The following is a 19232-nucleotide window of genomic DNA, read 5'->3' as shown; positions in this document are numbered from 1 at the left end:
TGAGTCTTGGCTCAAGTACTACTTCCAATGATTAGGTGACTGATGGTCGCTCTCCATTTCACGACCAAATATTTCTTCTAGCTCTTTGCGGGCCTCTTTCGCTCTTTGAGCTAATTTCTTATCTTCATTGTGTTGAGGCAATAAGTCCTTAAGCATAGCATTATCTAACTTGCGAAAATGTGCTTCTGCCCGCTTTGCTTGATAAGGATGCATACCCAGTTCTACGAGCGCTTGGCGACCGAGATCTAGTGCCCCTAGAAATGTTTCACGAGAGTAATTCTCTACACCATGACTCATTAACTGGTAAGCCTCGACACGGCTTCTTGCTCGGGCTAACAACTTAAGTTTCGGGAAGTGCACGCGACAAATGTCCACGATGGCCATCACCTCATCAGGTGAATCAGTACAAATAACCAATGCTTCCGCTTTATCAGCGCCAGCAGCCCTCAATAGGTCAATTTGTGTAGCATCGCCATAAAACACTTTGTAACCATACTTACGTAATAGGTGGATTTGGCTGGCATCACTTTCTAATACTGTCACTTTGATTTTATTGGCATACATTAAACGTCCGACGATCTGACCGAAACGTCCAAAGCCTGCAATGATAACGCGTGGTCGGCGATCCACGACTTTCGTGGTCATGCCCTCTTCTTCTTGATTCAGGGTATGAGCAAACCACTTCTTTTGTCCCATCAGCAAAAGAGGAGTCGTCACCATGGATAGACTGACCACCACCAACAGAAACGCCACTTGCTCTTTGGACAAAATGCCCTCTTGGCTCGCCGCGGTAAATATGACAAAGGCAAACTCACCGCCTTGGCTCAAAATTGCAGCCATACGGCTTCTCGCTTTGGCTCCGACACGGGCAGCTCTCGCCAATGCATACAAAACCAAACCCTTAACTACGACCAAAGCCACCACCGCACCGAGAATCTCTAAAGGGTGTAATGCCAATAACCCCAAGTTTACCGCCATGCCCACCGCAATAAAGAATAACCCCAACAACAGACCTTTAAATGGCTCGATAGCGATTTCCAGCTCATGGCGATACTCACTCTCTGCCAGCAAAACGCCTGCTAAAAAAGTCCCCAATGCCATCGAAAGGCCGAGCTTTTGCATCACGACCGAAATGCCAAGCACGACTAAAAGTGCAGCAACGGTAAAGAGTTCACGAACGCCGCTCATCACGACAAAACGAAATAGCGGACGTAGTAAAAAGTGACCACCAATCAACAGTGCTACCACACTGCCTAAAATAGTGAAGACATCCAACCAACTTCCACCACTATGCCCGCCTGCTAGCAAGGGCAACATCGCCAGCATCGGGATCACTGCAATATCTTGAAAGAGCAGCACCGCAAAACCAGATTGCCCCGTTTCGGTACCATTAAGCCCTTGCTCTTCAATGACTTTAAGTGCAATCGCCGTCGAGGACAGCGCCAACCCCATCCCGATCACTAAACTCACTTGCATGCTTACGCCAAACATACTGACGACACTACCAATCACGGCGGTCGTGACCACAACCTGCGCACCGCCTAAACCTAAAATCGGCCCTCGCATCTGCCACAATTTTTTAGGGTTTAATTCCAGCCCTATCAAAAACAGTAACAACACAACCCCAAGCTCGGCAAAATGCAAAATGGCATCAACGTCGCTAATTAAGCCAAGCCCCCATGGGCCAATCAACACACCAGCGAGTAAATAACCTAAAACCGAGCCAAGCCCAAGGCGCTGAGCAATCGGCACCGCAATAACCGCAGCCGAAAGAAAGACCACACTGCTTTGAAGAAACTCACTGGTGATCGCCATACTGACCTCCTCGCTCTGCCGCTTGCCAGTTTTCAAGTGGGTTACTCAGCCATCCACGGTATAACTCGGCATGTTCGTAGCGTTCAATATCTGAAACATTTCTTGACCAATACAACACCAGTGGTTCAATCCAGTGCATTTGACATAGGGCTGCCGTCAGTTCAAACGGTTGCAAGATTTGCTCAAGTGGGTATTTGTTGTACCCCTTCGCGCTGAAGGCTTCTTCTTTACCACCTGTTGTAATGACACTGCGCCAGTATTTTCCTTCTAGCGCCGCACCTCCGCCAAACGCAAAGCCTTTACCTAACACTCGGTCTAGCCACTCTTTTAATAGGGCTGGACATGAATACATATAAAGTGGGTGGTGAAATACAATCACATCGTGAGCGAGCAACAACTCATGTTCGTAATTCACATCAATAAAGAAATCGGGGTAAACACCGTAAAGATCGTGCACAGTGACGTGATCAAGCGACTGAGCTTTTTTTATCATCACTTGATTGGCAATCGAGTTATGTGGCTCTGGATGAGCATAAATGACCAGAACTTTTGGGAGAATAGACGGTGCAACAGCCAAATGGTCGTCCTTGTGGTTATTTTTATCCGTTATCAAATTGTTATACTTTTTTGTACAGCATAATGCAATTAAAGCGAATCAATCGACTTTTCCGGCCAATACCCCTACTATTCACCGCTAGATATATACCCAAGTGGCTTTAAAAACGATTGAAACCACTTCGCTATGTAACCAAGCAACGCGCACTGCGCAAAGTGAATGAAAACTTTATGATTACCTTCTCTGATATTCAGTTACTGCGTGGCGGTAAACCTCTTTTAGACCAAGCTTCTGCGACTATTCACCCTGGCGATAAAGTCGGTCTTGTGGGCAAAAACGGCTGCGGTAAATCAACGCTGTTTGCCCTACTGAAAGATGAACTGTCAATTGATGCAGGCTCATTTAGCCAACCTCAACATTGGGAGTTGGCCTGGGTCGCACAGGAAACGCCTGCGCTAGAGCGCACTGCACTGGAATACGTCATTGATGGTGATCGCGAATACCGCGCTCTCGAAAAGCAGTTAGCTGAAGCAGAAACACAAGACAACGGAACCCTAGTTGCCGAGATACACGGTAAAATTGAAACCATTGGTGGTTACAGCATTCGCGCTCGCGCGGCAGAACTGCTCGATGGTTTAGGGTTCAGCCAAGAGCAAATGAGTTGGAGTTTGACCCAATTCTCGGGTGGTTGGCGTATGCGTCTTAACTTGGCTCAAGCGCTATTGTGTCGTTCTGATCTACTGCTACTCGACGAACCAACCAACCACTTGGATTTGGACGCGGTAATGTGGTTAGAGCGTTGGCTACAAAACTACCCTGGCACGCTGATTCTGATCTCGCACGACCGAGACTTCCTTGATCCAATTGTTGGTCGCATCATTCACATCGAGAATCAGCAGCTGAACGAATACACGGGTAACTACTCGTCATTCGAAAACCAACGCGCACAAAAGATGGTGTTGCAACAAGCGATGTTTGAAAAGCAACAGAAGCAGATGTCGCACATGCAAAGCTACATCGACCGCTTCCGTTACAAAGCATCAAAAGCACGCCAAGCCCAAAGCCGTATCAAAGCTTTGGAGCGCATGGAAAAAGTACTGCCAGCTCAATTCGATAACCCATTTAGCTTTCAATTCCGTGAGCCAACTGCGCTGCCAAACCCAATCATGATGATGGATGAAGTATCTGCAGGTTACGGTGACAACCTCATCTTAGAGAAGATCCGCTTGAACTTGGTTCCTGGCAGTCGTATTGGTCTACTCGGCCGTAATGGTGCGGGTAAATCGACCTTAATCAAGCTGCTCTCTGGTGAACTTAACGCGCAAGGTGGTGACCTAACTTACTCACAAGGCGTGAAAATTGGTTACTTCGCTCAGCACCAGTTAGAAACGCTTCATCCTGAAGAAACGCCGCTGCAACACATGATGCAAATCGCACCCGATCAAACCGAACAGCAGCTACGTGATTACCTAGGTAGCTTTGGCTTCCAAGGTGACAAAGCACTAGAAAAAGTTGCGCCGTTTTCTGGTGGCGAAAAAGCCCGTTTAGTGCTGGCCTTAATTGTGTGGCAAAAGCCAAACCTGTTGCTACTTGATGAACCAACCAACCACTTAGACTTGGACATGCGCCAAGCACTTACGATGGCACTGCAAACATTCGAAGGTGCGATGGTGATTGTTTCGCACGACCGCTATTTACTGCGCGCTACGACCGATGACTTGTATTTAGTGCATGATCGACAAGTTGCTCCGTTCGACGGTGATTTAAATGACTATTATAAATGGTTAACCGAACAACAAAGAGCGGAACGCAAAGAAGCGCAGGCTGCGCAGCCAAGCAAAGATACGGCCAACAGCGCAGCTGCGAAGAAAGAGCAAAAACGTCGCGATGCAGAGTTTCGAAAACAGACAGCGCCAATTCGCAAAACGCTGACACAACTAGAAAATAAAATGGATAAGTTAGGTGCTGCACTGGCCGAAGCTGAAGAACAATTGGCGGACAACTCACTGTATGCGGCCGAAAATAAAGCTAAACTTAACCAAGTGCTGGCACTTCAAGCTTCTAGTAAGGCTGAGCTCGAAGAAATTGAAATGGAATGGATGTCTGCTCAAGAAACGTTGGAGCAGATGGAGCTAGAGTTTAATCAATGAGTAATCAACACGCTGAATACACACTCACCCTAGAACACCTTTGGCAGTTTAGTCTGCAGTTTTATGGTGTGCGAGAAGTGAAAGAGGCGTGCTTATCATTGCAAAACAACTACCACGGTAACGTGAACCTACTCCTGCTGCTCAGATGGCTCGATGAGCAGCAACTCATTTTCCAAGAAAAAGACTGGCCCTTGGTGCAAGACTGTCTAGGTAGGAGCGAAACTTTACTTCACTCCTTTCGCGACCTTCGTCGCCACCTTAAGTCTCAAGTCAATGACGCTTTGTATCGTGAGACCTTGCAGTTTGAGCTGCAACTAGAAAAGCAGCAACAAGCGGATTTGGTGGACTGCATTAACTCACTTGCACTACTCAAAAATGATGGTGACCCACTGACGTTGAGATACTGTCGTCAACTCGGTGGGGAGCATTTGCAGCAAGCCTTTGCTATTCCGGTGCCAAACATTCAACCACCAAAACGCCCATAAATCTGTAGAATACCTATAATCTTTATAAAGGATTATATTAATAAGTTCTTCAACGGACACCGAAGGACCGCATAAGAGCAGTTAGGTATGACACAATTTTTCGCAGCCGCCGGGATCAAAAACCCGCATCTCCAAACGCTTTTGCCGCGTTTTATTCGCAAAAAAGCGTTATTTACGCCGATTTGGCAAACCCTCGATACATCCGATGGCGACTTTCTCGATCTCGCGTGGAGCGAGGACCCAACCCAAGAGCCTGCACAAAAAAAGCCGATTTTTGTTTTATTTCATGGGTTAGAGGGGTGCTTCTATAGCCCTTATGCCAATGGGCTAATGAATGCATTTGCTCAATCTGGATGGCTGTCGGTGATGATGCATTTTCGTGGCTGCAGCGGTAAACCAAACAAAAAAGCACGAGCTTATCACTCGGGAGAAGTGACGGATGCTCGTTACTTCCTAGAGCACCTTGAACAACGTTTTCCTGATAATCCCAAAGTTGCAGTTGGTATTTCTCTTGGCGGTAACATGTTGGCGAATTATTTAGCCCAATATAAAGACCACCCTATTTTGAATGCAGCGACTATTATCTCAGCGCCTTTAGACCTAGCGGCGTGTGCAAACCGTATTGAACAAGGCTTTTCGAAAGTGTATCGCCGTTACCTGCTTTCTTCACTGAAACGTAACGCGTTACAAAAGCATCATCTACTGCACGGCGAGCTTGCGCTGTCCTACAACTCAATAAAACGTGTCACACGGCTGTATGAATTCGATGATTTGATCACCGCACCATTGCATGGCTTTAAAGACGCACAAGATTATTACGATCAATGTTCAGGCTTAAGTAAATTACAACAGATCACGCTACCGACACTGATCATTCACGCCAAAGACGATCCGTTCATGACCGACGATGTGATCCCGAAGTTTGTTCTGCCAGATAACATTGATTACCGTCTCTTTGAACACGGTGGCCATGTTGGCTTCCTGACAGGAACGGCGTTAAAACCTAAGTTTTGGTTGGAGGAAGCGCTGCCCGCGTATTACGAAAGTATCGCCGCAGATTACCTTTCTGCTGTATCCAAGCAACGAACGCAGTAAACTAGCCGCTCATCATAAAAGTTAGAGGTATTTATGATCATTCCATGGCAAGACATTGCGCCGGAAACATTGGAAAACTTAATTCGTGAATTCGTCTTACGCGAAGGAACGGATTACGGAACCGTCGAGGTTTCTTTGCAAGACAAAATTGATCAAGTCAAAGCTCAATTGGAAAAAGGTGAAGCGGTTATCGTGTTCTCTGAGCTACACGAAACCGTCGATATTCAACATAAAACAAAATTTTAGACCCTTCACATTTTACCGTATCCCACTCGATGACAAGGTATTGTTACGTGCTATAGTGGGATATCGACCGTGCAGTAGTAACTCTACTGCACATTACAGGTAAGTAATTTTCGACAAGGTTTGTCATGTCAGCTAAACACCCAATTATTGCGGTTACTGGTTCGTCCGGTGCCGGCACGACCACTACATCTGAAGCCTTCCGTAAAATGTTCAATATGATGAACGTTAAACCCGCATGGGTTGAAGGCGATAGCTTCCATCGCTTTACTCGCCCAGAGATGGACATCGAAATCCGCAAAGCCCGCGAGCAAGGTCGACACATTAGCTACTTTGGCCCACAAGCTAATGACTTCCCGGGATTAGAAGAGTTTTTCCGTAAGTTCGGGCATGACGGCACTGGCAGCGTGCGCCGTTATCTGCACACGTTTGACGAAGCGGTTCCCTACAATCAAATGCCAGGCACGTTTACACCGTGGCAAGACTTACCCGAAAACAGCGACGTGCTGTTTTATGAAGGGTTACATGGTGGCGTGGTCGATGGCGATGTTAATGTTGCTCAACATGTGGATTTCTTAATTGGCATGGTGCCGATTGTGAACTTAGAGTGGATCCAAAAATTCGTACGTGACACTCGCGATCGCGGCCATTCGCGTGAAGCGGTAATGGACTCAATCGTGCGATCCATGGACGATTACCTCAACTATATCACTCCGCAGTTTTCTCGTACTCACATCAACTTCCAGCGCGTACCGACCGTTGATACTTCCAACCCACTTAATGCAAAAGGCATCCCTAGTTTGGATGAGAGTTTTGTGGTGATTCGCCTACGCGGTATCAAGAATGTCGACTTCCCATATCTGCTGGCCATGATTGATGGCTCATTCATGTCACGCCACAACACGATTGTCGTACCCGGCGGTAAGATGAGCTTTGCAATGGAGCTCATAGTTCGGCCTATCCTACAACAGCTCATCGAAACAGGGAAAATTGGCTAAAAACCTGCCTGCGAAGATGTTTACTTTTCATACCGTGATCATGTGCACAGTTTTGCTTACAAAATCTCAATCATGGCACGATTAAAATCAAGAAATCGTTTTCGAAAAAGGATACTATTTCTTACCGAAACACAAGAGAGCTTGCAGCATATAAAAAGTGCTCTTATTCTAGTAGGCCTAATTCAGGCTTAGCTAAAATATGGATAGCGCAAGCGTACCCTGCAGAGGAAGTGAGATATTATGGTTCTAGGTAAACCTCAAACCGACCCAACATTAGAGTGGTTTCTTTCACACTGTCATATTCATAAGTACCCTTCAAAGAGCACGCTAATTCACGCGGGCGAAAAGGCAGAAACTTTGTACTACATCGTTAAAGGTTCTGTTGCGGTTCTTATCAAAGACGAAGAAGGTAAGGAGATGATCCTTTCTTACCTAAACCAAGGAGACTTTATTGGTGAACTTGGTCTATTCGAGGAAGACCAAGAGCGCACAGCTTGGGTTCGTGCTAAATCTCCTTGTGAAGTTGCTGAAATTTCTTTCAAGAAGTTCCGTCAGCTTATCCAAGTAAACCCAGACATCCTAATGCGTCTTTCTGCGCAGATGGCTCGTCGTCTTCAAGTAACTAGCCAAAAAGTGGGTGACCTGGCGTTCCTAGACGTAACTGGTCGTATCGCTCAGACGCTTCTGAACCTTGCAAAACAACCAGACGCAATGACTCACCCAGACGGCATGCAAATCAAGATCACTCGTCAAGAAATCGGTCAAATTGTTGGCTGTTCTCGTGAGACAGTAGGTCGTATCTTGAAGATGCTAGAAGAGCAGAACCTAATCTCTGCTCACGGTAAAACCATCGTGGTTTACGGTACTCGTTAATCTCGAACTAGAGTGACACGAACAAAATTATAAAAGCCACCAATGGCAACATTGGTGGCTTTTTATTTACTCATGACCAAATGAGATAGGGTGCAGCGAACACTAATGAGTAAGCTTAACAGGTTAACCCTAAAACTTAGCCATTCGTACTTTCAAAGATTTTGTCCGCTGAAGCGGCCACGAAACCTGGGTACAAATCACCATTTTCCATCGGATAGCGCTTAGCAAATTCATAAAACCCGCCAGGGATAATTTCAGTGCCTTCGCTAAAACGAACCGCTACTTTATCTGCCATGGTCGATGACTGCTCTAGCAACACCTCAGGAGTGCCCTTCACTTCACCACCATTTTCATTAATGGTAAACCCAGCGGTACGCAGATGATCGTTTACCTGCTTCACTTCTTCATATTCATTGAGTTGGTTAACGCTCACCGTGAAGTGGTTTGCTCCGTAACCATGCGCCGCAAGCCAAGATGCGTACTCACTTTCTTTAGCCAACGTTTGGTAATCAGCAAAGCTTAAATCCCACAAGCGTCCACCATGTAAGAATGCGCTATCGTTCAGCTTGTCAGCATCGACTTGTGCCACCAAATTTTTCACAATCTCTTGTAGCTCAGGCGAGCACTCTTCAACTTTTAGCTCACTAATAAATACTTTAGGTTGCTTCGGATCTGGGTGCTCATAGTGCTTAGCAACCAGCTTTTTGCTTTCGAAAACGTAATCACCACACGCCTTGTAACCAATAGCTACAAATGGCTTAGCTAGAGTTTCAATACCAAGAGGCGCGATATTGAAGGTACGTAAAGCTATATGATCATTAATCAGAGGCTCATCTTCTTGAAGCAGCTGATGCACTTTAGCCGCCGAAGGGCAAAGACGTTGAATGTAATCTTGCCATAGCGATTCAAATAACACATCGGGCGTCATAACGACTCCTTGTTACGAGATGTAGAGTTTAAAGGTAAGCGGAAGTTGGCTGCTCGTTCACAACAAAAGTTGTCCAGAATAATGAACGAGCAACCATCAACCTGTGACGGTAAATGCCAGTCAGTCAACACGCTTTTCCGAGTCTTTGCTCACTTTTCGTGTTCTGCCAACGATCACTACAACCCATACCTAAATGATGCGCCGGCAAGGTGAGCCGCAATGCATAGTTGCGACTCTATTATTAAAACTTATAGCGCTACACCTGGACTCAATGTTGCAGGCAAGACAGTCTCTTGACCTTCCATTGATGCCATTGGGTACGCACAGTAATCTGCTGCGTAGTAAGCGCTTGGGCGCAAGTTACCCGACGCCCCCGGACCACCAAATGGCGCATCACCACTTGCACCAGTGAGCTGGCGGTTACGGTTCACGATACCTGCACGAATGTGGTCAACGAAGTATTCCCATTCTTGGTCGTCGGTTGAGACCAAACCAGCAGATAAGCCAAAGCGCGTATCGTTTGCTAGCGCCACGGCTTTGTCTAACCCTTCGTAACGCACCACTTGCAGAAGTGGGCCGAAGTATTCTTCATCTGGTAACTCAGCAATGTTCGTTACATCAATGATGCCAGGAGAAACAAACGCCGCCTCTCCTGCTTTCGCTTCAATCAAGCTTTCACCGCCAAGAGACTGTAGATTAGCTTGTGCATCAAGAATAAACTTGGCTGCCGCGACCGAAATTTGCGGTCCCATAAATGGCGCAGGTTCTGCAAATGGTTGGTCTACGCGAATATTGCGTGTCGCTTCAACGAGCTTGGTGATAAGCGCATCGCCCTTTTCACCCAATGGCACATACAAACGACGAGCACACGTACAACGCTGCCCAGCACTGATAAACGCTGACTGGATGATGGTATAAACCGTGGCATCCAAATCACCATATTTATCAGAGATCACCATCGGGTTATTACCACCCATTTCTAGTGCGAGCATCTTGCCCGGTTGACCCGCAAATTGACGGTGTAATACATGCCCCGTATTCGCGCTACCCGTAAACAGTACGCCATCAATGCCTTTTGCGTCAGCGAGGGCGATACCAGTTTCTTTCGCGCCTTGAACAAGGTTAATCACGCCTTTCGGCAGACCGGCATCTTCCCATAGCTTCATTGCCAATTCACCCGTCCATGGCGTTTGCTCAGACGGTTTGAAGACTACCGTGTTACCAGCCAGTAGCGCAGGCACAATGTGACCATTTGGTAGGTGGCCTGGGAAGTTGTAAGGACCAAACACCGCCATCACGCCCAATGGGCGGTGGCGCAATACGATTTGGTTGCCTGCTGCTTCACGGCTCGCCTCACCAGTGCGGTCATGATAAGCGCGAATCGAAATGGCAATTTTACCTGCCATGGCTGCTGCTTCAGTGCGCGTTTCCCAAATCGGCTTACCGGTTTCTTTGGCAATCACTTCGGCGATTTTTTCGCTGTTCTCTTTTACTTTCTCCGCAAAAGCCAACACGATTGCCTCACGCTCTGAAAATGAACGCTTTTTCCAGTCAATAAACGCTTCACGCGCTGCAGATACCGCTTGGTTCACCTGCTCTGCCGTTGCACCTTTGCCTTGCCAGATCACTTCTTGGTTGTACGGCGACAGAGACGTAAATGCTTCACCCTGACCTTGTACCCATTCACCTGCAATCCAATGTGTCATTGTTTCTATCCTTAAATTCTGTCGTCTGTTACTGCGGAAGAAGGCGAACGAAATCCCCTTCTTCAACCGAAAGTGCATCCGCAACGTCTGGTGCGATCATTACGCTCTGTGTCTCTGCGTCATACGCCGCCTTAGTGACTGTCGCACGGAAGTTCTCGAAAGATGAATTACACATCAAGAAGTCTTGTGTGCTGGAATGTTCAGAGATTTTGACTTGCGCGCGGAATGAATGACGTACCGACTCAATATTACGCAGATCACACTCAACCGTTGGGCCACCATCGAAGATGTCGACGTAGCCTCGGTTGGTAAAACCTTCACGCTCAAGCAGCTTCAGCGCTGGACGCGTGTTGTCATGTACTTGACCAATCACGGCTTGCGCTTCTGGGCTGAGCAGGTTGATGTAAATAGGCAGTTTCGGCATCAAGTCGGCGATAAAGCCTTTCTTGCCGATACCTGTCAGGTAATCTGCAAGCGTGAAATCGATAGAGAAGAAATGCTCTTGAAGCCATTGCCAGAATGGTGAATTACCCTCGTCGTCTGAAACGCCACGCATCTCCGCAAAGATCGTTTCAGAGAAGCGCTCTGGGTGCTCTGCCATCATTAGGAAACGACACTTCGACATTAGACGACCATTCAGACCTTGGCGGAATTTCTCACGCAAGAACAAGGTACAAATTTCGCTGTTACCCGTGTAGTTATTACCAAAAGTAAGCAGTTTAACGACGTTGTTAACGCCAAGCTTTGGCGACGAGTGCACGACTTTACTAATGTGATATGAGTAAAATGGGACATCCCAGCCGATAGATGCTTCGATTCCGGTGGTACCCGCAACCTCACCCGTTTCAGAGTCAAAGCCAACCATCAGGTAGCCTTCATCGCCTGGTTCTGCCACATCTGGCTTACCAAAGCTGTACTCTGAATGTTTGATTCGATTGGTTAACAGTTCTTCGTTAACCGGTAGAGATGTAAATCCGTGACCAGACTCCACCGCACAAGTGTGCAGTGCGTCGTAATCCGACATCGCGATAGGGCGAACTACTAGCATCAATACTCCCTCCAGATGCAAGAAGATCCTAACTATATTGTAGGAACAATTCCCCCATCAGAGATCCTTGACGGGGGTGTCTGCGTTGACGTTTAAACTGATATCGCGCTTAAACTAAAGTCGCGATCGCTTTATCCAGTTTCGCCAAGCCTTCTTCAATTTCTTGTTGTGTGATAACGAGTGATGGTGTGAAACGTACGACATTGGCACCCGCAACCAATACCATGAGACCTTGTTTACCTGCAGCAACCAGCACGTCACGCGCACGGCCTTGCCATTCTTCATTTAGTGCAGCGCCAAGTAATAGGCCTTGACCGCGCACTTCTGAGAAGATGTTGTACTTCGCGTTGATCTTCTCTAGACCTTCACGGAACATTGCTTCGCGTTCTAGCACACCAGCCAACACCTCTGGCTTGGTAACTTCATTTACAACCGCTTCTGCAACCGCACACGCTAGTGGGTTACCGCCATATGTAGAACCGTGAGTGCCCACTTTCATGTGCTCTGCCAATTTTGCTGTCGTTAGCATTGCACCGATTGGGAAACCGCCACCAAGTGATTTCGCAGTACTTAGAATATCTGGCGTGATACCTAAACCTTGGTAAGCGTAGAAGTTACCTGTACGGCCATTACCAGTTTGCACTTCATCGAAGATCAGTAAGGCGTTGTGTTTGTCACACAGCTCGCGAACCGCTTGAGCGAACTCAGGCGTTGGTGGCACGATGCCGCCTTCACCTTGTAGTGGCTCCATCATGACCGCACAAGTACGATCAGACATGTGTGCTTGTAAAGCTTCGATATCGTTGTAAGGAAGGTGTGTCACGTCGCCTGGCTTAGGACCGAAGCCGTCAGAGTATGCCGCTTGGCCACCAACCGTTACGGTAAAGAATGTACGACCGTGGAAACCTTGTTTGAATGCAATGATTTCAGATTTCTCAGTGCCATGAACGTCTGCTGCATAACGACGTGCCAGCTTCAAAGCGGCTTCGTTTGCTTCTGCGCCAGAGTTAGCAAAGAACACTCGCTCAGCAAAACTCACTTCTGTTAGCTTTTTCGCCAGACGAAGGGCTGGTTCGTTCGTCATAACGTTACTTAAGTGCCAAAGCTTGTTAGCTTGCTCTGTTAGCGCGTTTACCATTACTGGATGACAATGGCCAAGACAGCTCACTGCAATACCACCAGCAAAGTCGATGTATTCATTACCTTCCTGATCCCAAACACGTGAACCTTCACCTTTAACAGGGATCATTTCCATCGGGTTATAGCAAGGTACCATTACCTCATCGAATAAACCGCGCTCTACTTTAATTTCCGTTGTCATTGCACATTCCTTCTTGATACCGCATGCGTAGCAGATAAGCGAATTTAACCGGCTCTCTTTGCCAGCAAATAATGTTTTGCATTTAAGCTATTGCGGCATTGTATTTACATTTAATTAACCATTTCAATAGTGATTTATTCTTTTCGTTCTCGAAAGCAACTTCCATTAATCACTGCTTATGACTATTTATGCATCAAGAAAGTAAAATAGAGAAGTGATTTTTTATAAATGTTATGTAATACAGGGGATAGAAGGTTTAAAAAGACATGAATAGACAAAGAGACTCGAGAGAATCGCATAGTTTTGCAATCCGCTCACCTCAGCAAAAAGATGAATGATTTGTTAAGAAAAGTGATCGCGATCAGATCGCTTTGCGTGCTAAAAAGTTCGCAAGCAACTCGTGACCTTGCTCAGTTTTGATTGATTCTGGGTGGAACTGCACCGCATCAATTGGCAAGGTTTTATGTTGGTAACCCATTATTTCATCCATGCTTCCGTCAGGCAGTTCTGTCCATGCGGTCAGTTCAAACACGTCGGGTAAAGTACCGTTTTTCACCACAAGAGAGTGATAACGGGTTACCGTGAGTGGGTTATTCAGATTTTTAAACACACTACGACCGTTATGACGAATCGGTGAGGTCTTACCGTGCATCACTTGTCGTGCACGTACCACTTCGCCCCCAAACACTTGCGCTATCGCTTGGTGACCAAGGCAAACACCCAATATTGGAAGCTTACCAGCGAAGTGTTCTATCGCTTTCAGTGAAATACCTGCTTCGTTCGGCGTACATGGCCCTGGCGAGATCACCAAATGAGTTGGGTTGAGCGCCTCAATGCCTTGGATATCGATTTCATCGTTACGCACCACCTTTACGTCTGCACCAAGCTCGCAGAAGTATTGGTAAAGGTTGTAGGTAAACGAATCATAATTATCGATAATTAACAGCATGGGACTACATCGTGGAAACCTGAAAGCGAGTATTGTGCCGCCTTTTTATCTAAACGCAAGTACGATCAGTTATTCCACCTCGGCTTGCAGGAACTTACTCAGCAGGCTTTCCAACGCATTTCTTTCTTCAGAGTCGAGACAAGTTAAGTGCTGTTCCATGCTCGCGACATGCGCTTCAAGCACCTGATCTAAAAAGGCAACACCGTCTTCCGTCAATGTCACTCGATTACTTCTGCGGTCGCTTTCGCTCGCTACGCGGTGCACCCAACCTTTTTGTACCAAGCCTTCTAAGCGTGTACTCACTGCACCAGACGAAATCATCAACGTTTTGTACAACGTTGTCGGCGTGACGGGGTCTATGCTACGTCTTAGCGTGGCCAGAATATCGAACTCAATTGCGCTGATCCCAGCATCACCGCACACTTGGCCATGGACCTGTTCCCAGAAGTTTGCCGCGCGACGAATGCGCCCAACCACGCCCATCGAAGAACAATCTAAGTCAGGTCGTGCTTGCTGCCACTGCTGAAGAATCTTATCTACACCGTCCATTACATCATCCCCATTATCATCACCAACTAAAAATCTTTTCAAAAAGATACTTGACCAAAAGAAAAAACGCCATTACTTTTAAAAAACAATCTTTCACAAAAGATACTTTTACAGGAGGTATCATGACCAACGCAGAAAGGATTCAAGCAATACTGCTCACCGCGATTGCTCCCATCGTTTGGGGCAGCACCTACATCGTCACTACTGAGTTGCTACCCGCAGATAGTCCCCTACTCGCGTCTGCGATACGCGCACTTCCGGCGGGATTATTACTCATCGCTTATACGCGGTGCTTTCCGAACCAGCAATGGTGGGGAAAACTCGCATGCCTTGGAGTGCTCAACATCGGACTGTTCTTTTACTGCCTGTTTTTTGCTGCAAGTTACCTACCTGGAGGAACCGCGGCACTGGTCATGTCGAGCCAACCGATCATCGTGATGCTGCTCAGTGGGCTGGTATTAAAAAGTAAGATCGCTTTGAGCCACTGCATCGCAGCAATATTCGGTGTGCTCGGTGTAGCGCTTATCGTCATCAACGAAACGGTGCAGATCAGCGCGCAAGGAATTGCTCTGGCGGTACTAGGCACATTAAGCATGGCAAGTGGCGTGGTGCTAACCAAATACTGGGGACGTCCGAAGGATATGTCGACATTGGCGTTCACTGGCTGGCAACTCCTCGTCGGAGGCATCCTTTTATTACCTGCAGCGCTATGGTTTGAAGGTCTACCGGAGACCATTTCGCTAAAAAACTTGGCCGGATACAGCTACCTAACCATAGTGGGTGCGGTACTCGCTTACGCACTGTGGTTTAAAGGAATCGAGCGTCTTCCTGCAACAAACGTCGCGTTTCTAGGATTTCTGAGTAGCGTCTCGGCGAGCGTGTTGGGCTACGTATTTTTAGATGAAATACTCACACCACTGCAATTGTTAGGTGCAGGAGCAATACTGGTTTCGATCTTTTTGGCCTCCCATAGTCCTAAAGCTGCAAATGCATAACTCCAATAAACAAGATATAAAATTCAAAAGGAAATGATTATGAAACTAACGATTGTCTCTGGCAGCCAAAGGGCAAATTCACAAAGTCTCAACGTAGCTCGTTTTATCAAACAGCACGGTTTGCAAGAATTCGATCAAGTGGAAATCCTCGATCTGCATGAACTGAACCTGCCATTTTGGAATGAAGGCGTTTGGCAAGGTAGCGAAGAGTGGGGTGTCTGGACGCCAATCGCGCAAAAACTGAAAGAGTCTGACGCGTTTGTCTTTATCACACCGGAATGGCACGGGATGGCGACCCCAGCGCTGAAAAACTTCCTATTGCTGACGACCGCAAACGAACTGGCACATAAACCAGCACTATTGGTGAGTGTTAGCGTCAGTATCAACGGTGTTTACCCGATCAGCGAATTACGCATGACTGGCAGCAAAAATAACCATGTGTGCTTTTTGCCTGACCATCTCATTGTACGTGACAGTGATAAACTCATTGATCAAGAGGCGCACAGCGATGACAGTGACTTTGTCGCTCGCACTCAATACACTTTGAAACTGCTCAGCTGCTACGCGAGCGCATTAGCACCAGTGCATCAGGACATGCTGCCGCTCGGTAAACCATTTACCTATGGGATGTAATCGTCATTCAAGCCGCTCAGTATTGGGCGGCTTTTAGTTTAACCTCTCTCCAAGCAACTATTAGCAACGCTAATAGTTTCAGTAGAAATCCGGTTTGTTTGAATTGTTTCAATAGTGTTAAATCACTCTCAATTAAAGGGGAGATGTATGAACATTATTGAAGTCTTAGAACCTTGGTTAGCCGACGCGATTAGTATCCGTCATGCCATTCATAAGCAACCAGAATTAGGTTTTGAAGAAAATAACACTCAAGCGTTAGTGGTTGCCGAGCTCGAAAAGTACGGCGTCGATGAAATCTGTACTGATTTCGCCAAAACGGGCGTGGTGGGTGTGATTCACGGCTCGATCGGGGACGGAAAGAGCATCGGTCTTCGCGCCGACATGGACGCGCTACCCATCCATGAAGCCAACACATTTGCCCACCGTTCGTGCCACGACGGTAAAATGCACGCCTGTGGCCATGACGGTCACACCACTATGTTGCTACTCGCTGCGCGCTACTTGGCCCGGTCGCGTAACTTTGCAGGCAAAGCGGTGCTGATATTCCAACCGGCAGAAGAAGGTCGCGGTGGCGCCGAGACCATGATCACCGACGGCGTGTTAGAGCGCTTCCCGATCGACGAATGCTACGCTCTGCACAATATGCCGGGCATTCCTGAAGGGCATTTCGCATTTAAGACGGGGCCAATAATGGCGAGCTCTGACCGTCTGTTTGTCACTGTCGACGGAAAAAGTGGTCATGCTGGCTTACCACACACAACCCAAGATCCATTGCTTGTCGCGACCCATATTTACCAAGGTATTCAAGGCATGGTCAGCCGCAACTACGACCCGTTTGATCCACTAGTGGTTTCGGTCACACAGCTGCATTGTGGAGAAACAACCAACGCCATCGCCGACCAAGCTCATATGAGCGGTACGTTCCGTACTTTGTCTCAACAAACACGAGATAGCTTGGTTGAACGACTCGAGCAACTAGTAGCTCACAGCGCCAAGGCGCACGGGATGCAAGCAGAATTTAAACTCGGACCAATTTCTCACCCACCGACGGTTAACACCGAAAACGAAACTCGGCGAGCGATCGACGCAGCGGCTCAAACCGTTGGAGCTGAGCGCGTTAACCCAAGCTGTGAAGCTATGCTAACCAGCGAAGACTTCGCCTTTTTCCTCAACAAAGTACCGGGTTGCTACGGCTTTATCGGCAACGGCACTGAGGAGCAAGGATGCAGCGTTGGCCTGCACAACAAAGCCTACGACTTTAACGACCGGCTGCTGCCGATTGGCGCCGCTTACTTTATCAATTTGATTGAACAGCAATAACAACAAATGAGGGGAAGTGACTCCCCTTTTTACACAAAGGAGTGTTCTAACAATGTCGACTGCAATTACGCAAAAATCGAGTTCAGGCGCGTCAATGATCGACCGCATTGAGCGACTGGGCGATAAAGTCCCTCATCCCTTCTATCTGTTTATCTTCCTGTGCCTCAGCGTCATGCTGCTCTCTTGCCTATTCTCGTTTATTGGCGGCGGCGTGACCCATCCATCTACGGGTGAAGTAGTGCACGTTAAGAGCCTAATCAGTGGTGAAGGTCTGGTTTACATCCTGCAATCGACGGTGAATAACTTCGTCTCGTTTAAACCACTCGGATTGGTCTTATGTATGATGCTAGCGGTGGGGCTATTGCAAGAAGTAGGCTTGGCCGACAGTGCAATCAAGCAATCATTGCTCAACGCGCCGCGTCAGTTTGTCACCGCGTCGATTTTCGTCACTGGTATCATCGGTAACCTCGCCTCAGACGCTGCGTTCATTTTGGTTCCCCCTCTCGCAGGTCTGATTTTTGCGGCAACCAACCGCAACCCAATTGTCGGCATCGCCGCAGGTTTTGTCGCGGTCGCGGCTGGGTTTACCGCCAACCTATTTATTGCTGGCACCGATGTATTACTTTCCGGTATTTCAACCGAAGCGTCTGCCATCGTTGAACACGTCGAAGTTAGCCCGGCAGCAAACTGGTACTTTATGTTGCTTTCCGTTCCGATTTTAGTCGTCACAGGGACGCTCATCACCGACAAATACATCGAGCCTAAATTCGCGCATAAAGTGACAACCAACCACGCCGATAGTGAACCGTCTTTTGAAATTACCACTAAGCAAAAGAGTGCGTTGAAATGGGCTGGAGCAGCGTCTTTGGTGTTTATCGCTTTGCTTTTGGCCGCCCTGCTGCCAGCCGATTCACCTCTACGTAATGCAGACGGCGGTTTGGTACCTTCACCTTTCCTAAAAGGGATTATCCCGATCATCATGGCATTCTTCTTTATGAATGCGGTGGTTTACGGCGTCAAAGCGGGTACGATCAAACAAGCCAGTGATATTCCTGACTTGATGTCCAAAGCGCTCAAGGGCGTTGGCGGCTACATTGTCTTGGTATTTGTGATTGCCCAGTTCATTGCTTGGTTTAAGTGGTCTAATTTAGCTATCTTTATTGCGGTGAATGGTGCGGAATGGATTTCGTCTGTCGAGATGCCAAAGCTGGCGATGATGGCGCTGTTTATGATGCTTGCTGGCGTGATGAACATGATTGTGTTTAGTGGTTCGGCGCAATGGGCGATCATGGCCCCGGTATTTATCCCACTCTTTATGTTACTTGGCGTAGACCCGCAAATTACGCAAATGGGCTATCGTATTGCCGACTCCACCACCAACATCATTTCACCGACCAATCCATATATTCCGATGGTACTGGCGCTGATCGCCAAATATAATCCGCAAGTGAAATTTGGTACTTTCCTCGCGATGATGGTGCCATACGCTCTGGTGCTATTTAGTGTTTGGGGCGGGCTATTCCTGATTTACATGCTGACAGGTTTACCCGTCGGGCCAATGTAACGTC

At 47.5% G+C, this 19232-nt stretch carries 18 protein-coding genes; 10 read left to right on the top strand and 8 right to left on the bottom strand.

Features of this window, described 5'->3' with window-relative positions; translation table 11 throughout:
• Nucleotides 1-18 precede the first annotated feature (18 nt).
• Nucleotides 19-1815, bottom strand: coding sequence for a glutathione-regulated potassium-efflux system protein KefB (gene kefB / locus R7E29_RS10545; RefSeq protein WP_005382809.1), 1797 nt, complete (start codon nucleotides 1813-1815; stop codon nucleotides 19-21).
• Entirely contained in the window at nucleotides 1799-2392 is a 594-nt protein-coding gene (kefG, locus tag R7E29_RS10540) for a glutathione-regulated potassium-efflux system ancillary protein KefG (RefSeq protein WP_017821749.1), read from the bottom strand. The genes kefB and kefG overlap by 17 nt, the downstream gene beginning before the upstream one ends.
• A gap of 209 nt (nucleotides 2393-2601) precedes the next feature.
• On the opposite strand from kefG, the gene R7E29_RS10535 reads away from it, so the two are divergent.
• The 6 genes from R7E29_RS10535 (at nucleotide 2602) to crp (ending at nucleotide 8215) form a co-directional block, all read left to right on the top strand.
• Complete coding sequence (locus R7E29_RS10535) at nucleotides 2602-4521, top strand: ABC transporter ATP-binding protein (RefSeq protein ID WP_054577176.1); 1920 nt, start codon at nucleotides 2602-2604, stop codon at nucleotides 4519-4521.
• Nucleotides 4518-5006: a TIGR02444 family protein gene (locus R7E29_RS10530; RefSeq protein ID WP_033907158.1), complete on the top strand. Its 489-nt coding sequence runs from the start codon at nucleotides 4518-4520 to the stop codon at nucleotides 5004-5006. The genes R7E29_RS10535 and R7E29_RS10530 overlap by 4 nt, the downstream gene beginning before the upstream one ends.
• An 87-nt stretch (nucleotides 5007-5093) precedes the next feature.
• Nucleotides 5094-6101, top strand: a complete 1008-nt coding sequence (locus R7E29_RS10525; RefSeq protein ID WP_033907159.1) for a hydrolase — start codon at nucleotides 5094-5096, stop codon at nucleotides 6099-6101.
• Nucleotides 6102-6134: 33 nt separating this feature from the next.
• A complete protein-coding gene (locus tag R7E29_RS10520) occupies nucleotides 6135-6347 on the top strand; it encodes a YheU family protein (RefSeq protein WP_005382815.1) in 213 nt (70 codons plus the stop codon).
• A 125-nt stretch (nucleotides 6348-6472) separates the two neighbouring features.
• A complete protein-coding gene (locus tag R7E29_RS10515) occupies nucleotides 6473-7342 on the top strand; it encodes a phosphoribulokinase (RefSeq protein WP_005381434.1) in 870 nt (289 codons plus the stop codon).
• A gap of 240 nt (nucleotides 7343-7582) precedes the next feature.
• Nucleotides 7583-8215: a cAMP-activated global transcriptional regulator CRP gene (crp, locus tag R7E29_RS10510; protein ID WP_005381432.1), complete on the top strand. Its 633-nt coding sequence runs from the start codon at nucleotides 7583-7585 to the stop codon at nucleotides 8213-8215.
• 136 nt (nucleotides 8216-8351) lie between these two features.
• On the opposite strand, the gene R7E29_RS10505 is transcribed toward crp, so the two are convergent.
• The 6 genes from R7E29_RS10505 to R7E29_RS10480 form a co-directional block, all read right to left on the bottom strand.
• Nucleotides 8352-9143 carry a DUF1338 domain-containing protein gene (locus R7E29_RS10505; protein ID WP_042523639.1) on the bottom strand — a complete coding sequence of 264 codons (792 nt, stop codon included), beginning with the start codon at nucleotides 9141-9143 and terminating at the stop codon, nucleotides 8352-8354.
• Nucleotides 9144-9391: 248 nt separating this feature from the next.
• Nucleotides 9392-10849 carry a succinylglutamate-semialdehyde dehydrogenase gene (gene astD, locus R7E29_RS10500; protein ID WP_053303044.1) on the bottom strand — a complete coding sequence of 486 codons (1458 nt, stop codon included), beginning with the start codon at nucleotides 10847-10849 and terminating at the stop codon, nucleotides 9392-9394.
• A gap of 28 nt (nucleotides 10850-10877) precedes the next feature.
• The gene (astA, locus tag R7E29_RS10495; RefSeq protein ID WP_005381422.1) at nucleotides 10878-11897 is read right to left on the bottom strand and encodes an arginine N-succinyltransferase; all 1020 of its coding nucleotides are present in this window, start codon (nucleotides 11895-11897) and stop codon (nucleotides 10878-10880) included.
• Between the two features lie 109 nt (nucleotides 11898-12006).
• On the bottom strand, nucleotides 12007-13218 hold the full coding sequence (locus R7E29_RS10490) for an aspartate aminotransferase family protein (RefSeq protein ID WP_005381420.1): 1212 nt from the start codon (nucleotides 13216-13218) through the stop codon (nucleotides 12007-12009).
• A gap of 361 nt (nucleotides 13219-13579) precedes the next feature.
• Nucleotides 13580-14167: an aminodeoxychorismate/anthranilate synthase component II gene (locus R7E29_RS10485; protein WP_053303043.1), complete on the bottom strand. Its 588-nt coding sequence runs from the start codon at nucleotides 14165-14167 to the stop codon at nucleotides 13580-13582.
• Nucleotides 14168-14236: 69 nt separating this feature from the next.
• Nucleotides 14237-14716 (bottom strand): MarR family winged helix-turn-helix transcriptional regulator, encoded by a 480-nt coding sequence (locus R7E29_RS10480; RefSeq protein WP_033907165.1) that lies wholly within the window; start codon nucleotides 14714-14716, stop codon nucleotides 14237-14239.
• A 122-nt stretch (nucleotides 14717-14838) separates the two neighbouring features.
• Between R7E29_RS10480 and R7E29_RS10475 the strand changes: the two genes are divergently transcribed.
• The 4 genes from R7E29_RS10475 to R7E29_RS10460 all read left to right on the top strand — a co-directional run bounded on the left by R7E29_RS10475 (nucleotide 14839) and on the right by R7E29_RS10460 (nucleotide 19228).
• On the top strand, nucleotides 14839-15711 hold the full coding sequence (locus R7E29_RS10475; protein ID WP_053303042.1) for an EamA family transporter: 873 nt from the start codon (nucleotides 14839-14841) through the stop codon (nucleotides 15709-15711).
• A 39-nt stretch (nucleotides 15712-15750) separates the two neighbouring features.
• On the top strand, nucleotides 15751-16344 hold the full coding sequence (locus tag R7E29_RS10470) for an NADPH-dependent FMN reductase (RefSeq protein ID WP_053303041.1): 594 nt from the start codon (nucleotides 15751-15753) through the stop codon (nucleotides 16342-16344).
• A 147-nt stretch (nucleotides 16345-16491) separates the two neighbouring features.
• Nucleotides 16492-17664 carry a M20 aminoacylase family protein gene (locus tag R7E29_RS10465; RefSeq protein WP_053303040.1) on the top strand — a complete coding sequence of 391 codons (1173 nt, stop codon included), beginning with the start codon at nucleotides 16492-16494 and terminating at the stop codon, nucleotides 17662-17664.
• A 52-nt stretch (nucleotides 17665-17716) separates the two neighbouring features.
• The gene (locus R7E29_RS10460; protein ID WP_053303039.1) at nucleotides 17717-19228 is read left to right on the top strand and encodes an AbgT family transporter; all 1512 of its coding nucleotides are present in this window, start codon (nucleotides 17717-17719) and stop codon (nucleotides 19226-19228) included.
• Nucleotides 19229-19232: the final 4 nt, after the last annotated feature.

This window comes from Vibrio sp. Vb1729 (assembly GCF_033338655.1).
GTDB classification, from domain to species: Bacteria; Pseudomonadota; Gammaproteobacteria; order Enterobacterales; family Vibrionaceae; genus Vibrio; species Vibrio alginolyticus.
This window is presented reverse-complemented; position numbering and strand designations above follow the sequence as displayed.

Coding starts and splice junctions, on each gene's coding strand:
- kefB (WP_005382809.1), bottom strand. CDS start 1,815: ATGGCGATCACCAGTGAGTTTCTTCAAAGCAGTGTGGTCTTTCTTTCG.
- R7E29_RS10535 (WP_054577176.1), top strand. CDS start 2,602: ATGATTACCTTCTCTGATATTCAGTTACTGCGTGGCGGTAAACCTCTT.
- R7E29_RS10530 (WP_033907158.1), top strand. CDS start 4,518: ATGAGTAATCAACACGCTGAATACACACTCACCCTAGAACACCTTTGG.
- R7E29_RS10525 (WP_033907159.1), top strand. CDS start 5,094: ATGACACAATTTTTCGCAGCCGCCGGGATCAAAAACCCGCATCTCCAA.
- R7E29_RS10520 (WP_005382815.1), top strand. CDS start 6,135: ATGATCATTCCATGGCAAGACATTGCGCCGGAAACATTGGAAAACTTA.
- R7E29_RS10515 (WP_005381434.1), top strand. CDS start 6,473: ATGTCAGCTAAACACCCAATTATTGCGGTTACTGGTTCGTCCGGTGCC.
- crp (WP_005381432.1), top strand. CDS start 7,583: ATGGTTCTAGGTAAACCTCAAACCGACCCAACATTAGAGTGGTTTCTT.
- R7E29_RS10505 (WP_042523639.1), bottom strand. CDS start 9,143: ATGACGCCCGATGTGTTATTTGAATCGCTATGGCAAGATTACATTCAA.
- astD (WP_053303044.1), bottom strand. CDS start 10,849: ATGACACATTGGATTGCAGGTGAATGGGTACAAGGTCAGGGTGAAGCA.
- astA (WP_005381422.1), bottom strand. CDS start 11,897: ATGCTAGTAGTTCGCCCTATCGCGATGTCGGATTACGACGCACTGCAC.
- R7E29_RS10490 (WP_005381420.1), bottom strand. CDS start 13,218: ATGACAACGGAAATTAAAGTAGAGCGCGGTTTATTCGATGAGGTAATG.
- R7E29_RS10485 (WP_053303043.1), bottom strand. CDS start 14,167: ATGCTGTTAATTATCGATAATTATGATTCGTTTACCTACAACCTTTAC.
- R7E29_RS10480 (WP_033907165.1), bottom strand. CDS start 14,716: ATGGACGGTGTAGATAAGATTCTTCAGCAGTGGCAGCAAGCACGACCT.
- R7E29_RS10475 (WP_053303042.1), top strand. CDS start 14,839: ATGACCAACGCAGAAAGGATTCAAGCAATACTGCTCACCGCGATTGCT.
- R7E29_RS10470 (WP_053303041.1), top strand. CDS start 15,751: ATGAAACTAACGATTGTCTCTGGCAGCCAAAGGGCAAATTCACAAAGT.
- R7E29_RS10465 (WP_053303040.1), top strand. CDS start 16,492: ATGAACATTATTGAAGTCTTAGAACCTTGGTTAGCCGACGCGATTAGT.
- R7E29_RS10460 (WP_053303039.1), top strand. CDS start 17,717: ATGTCGACTGCAATTACGCAAAAATCGAGTTCAGGCGCGTCAATGATC.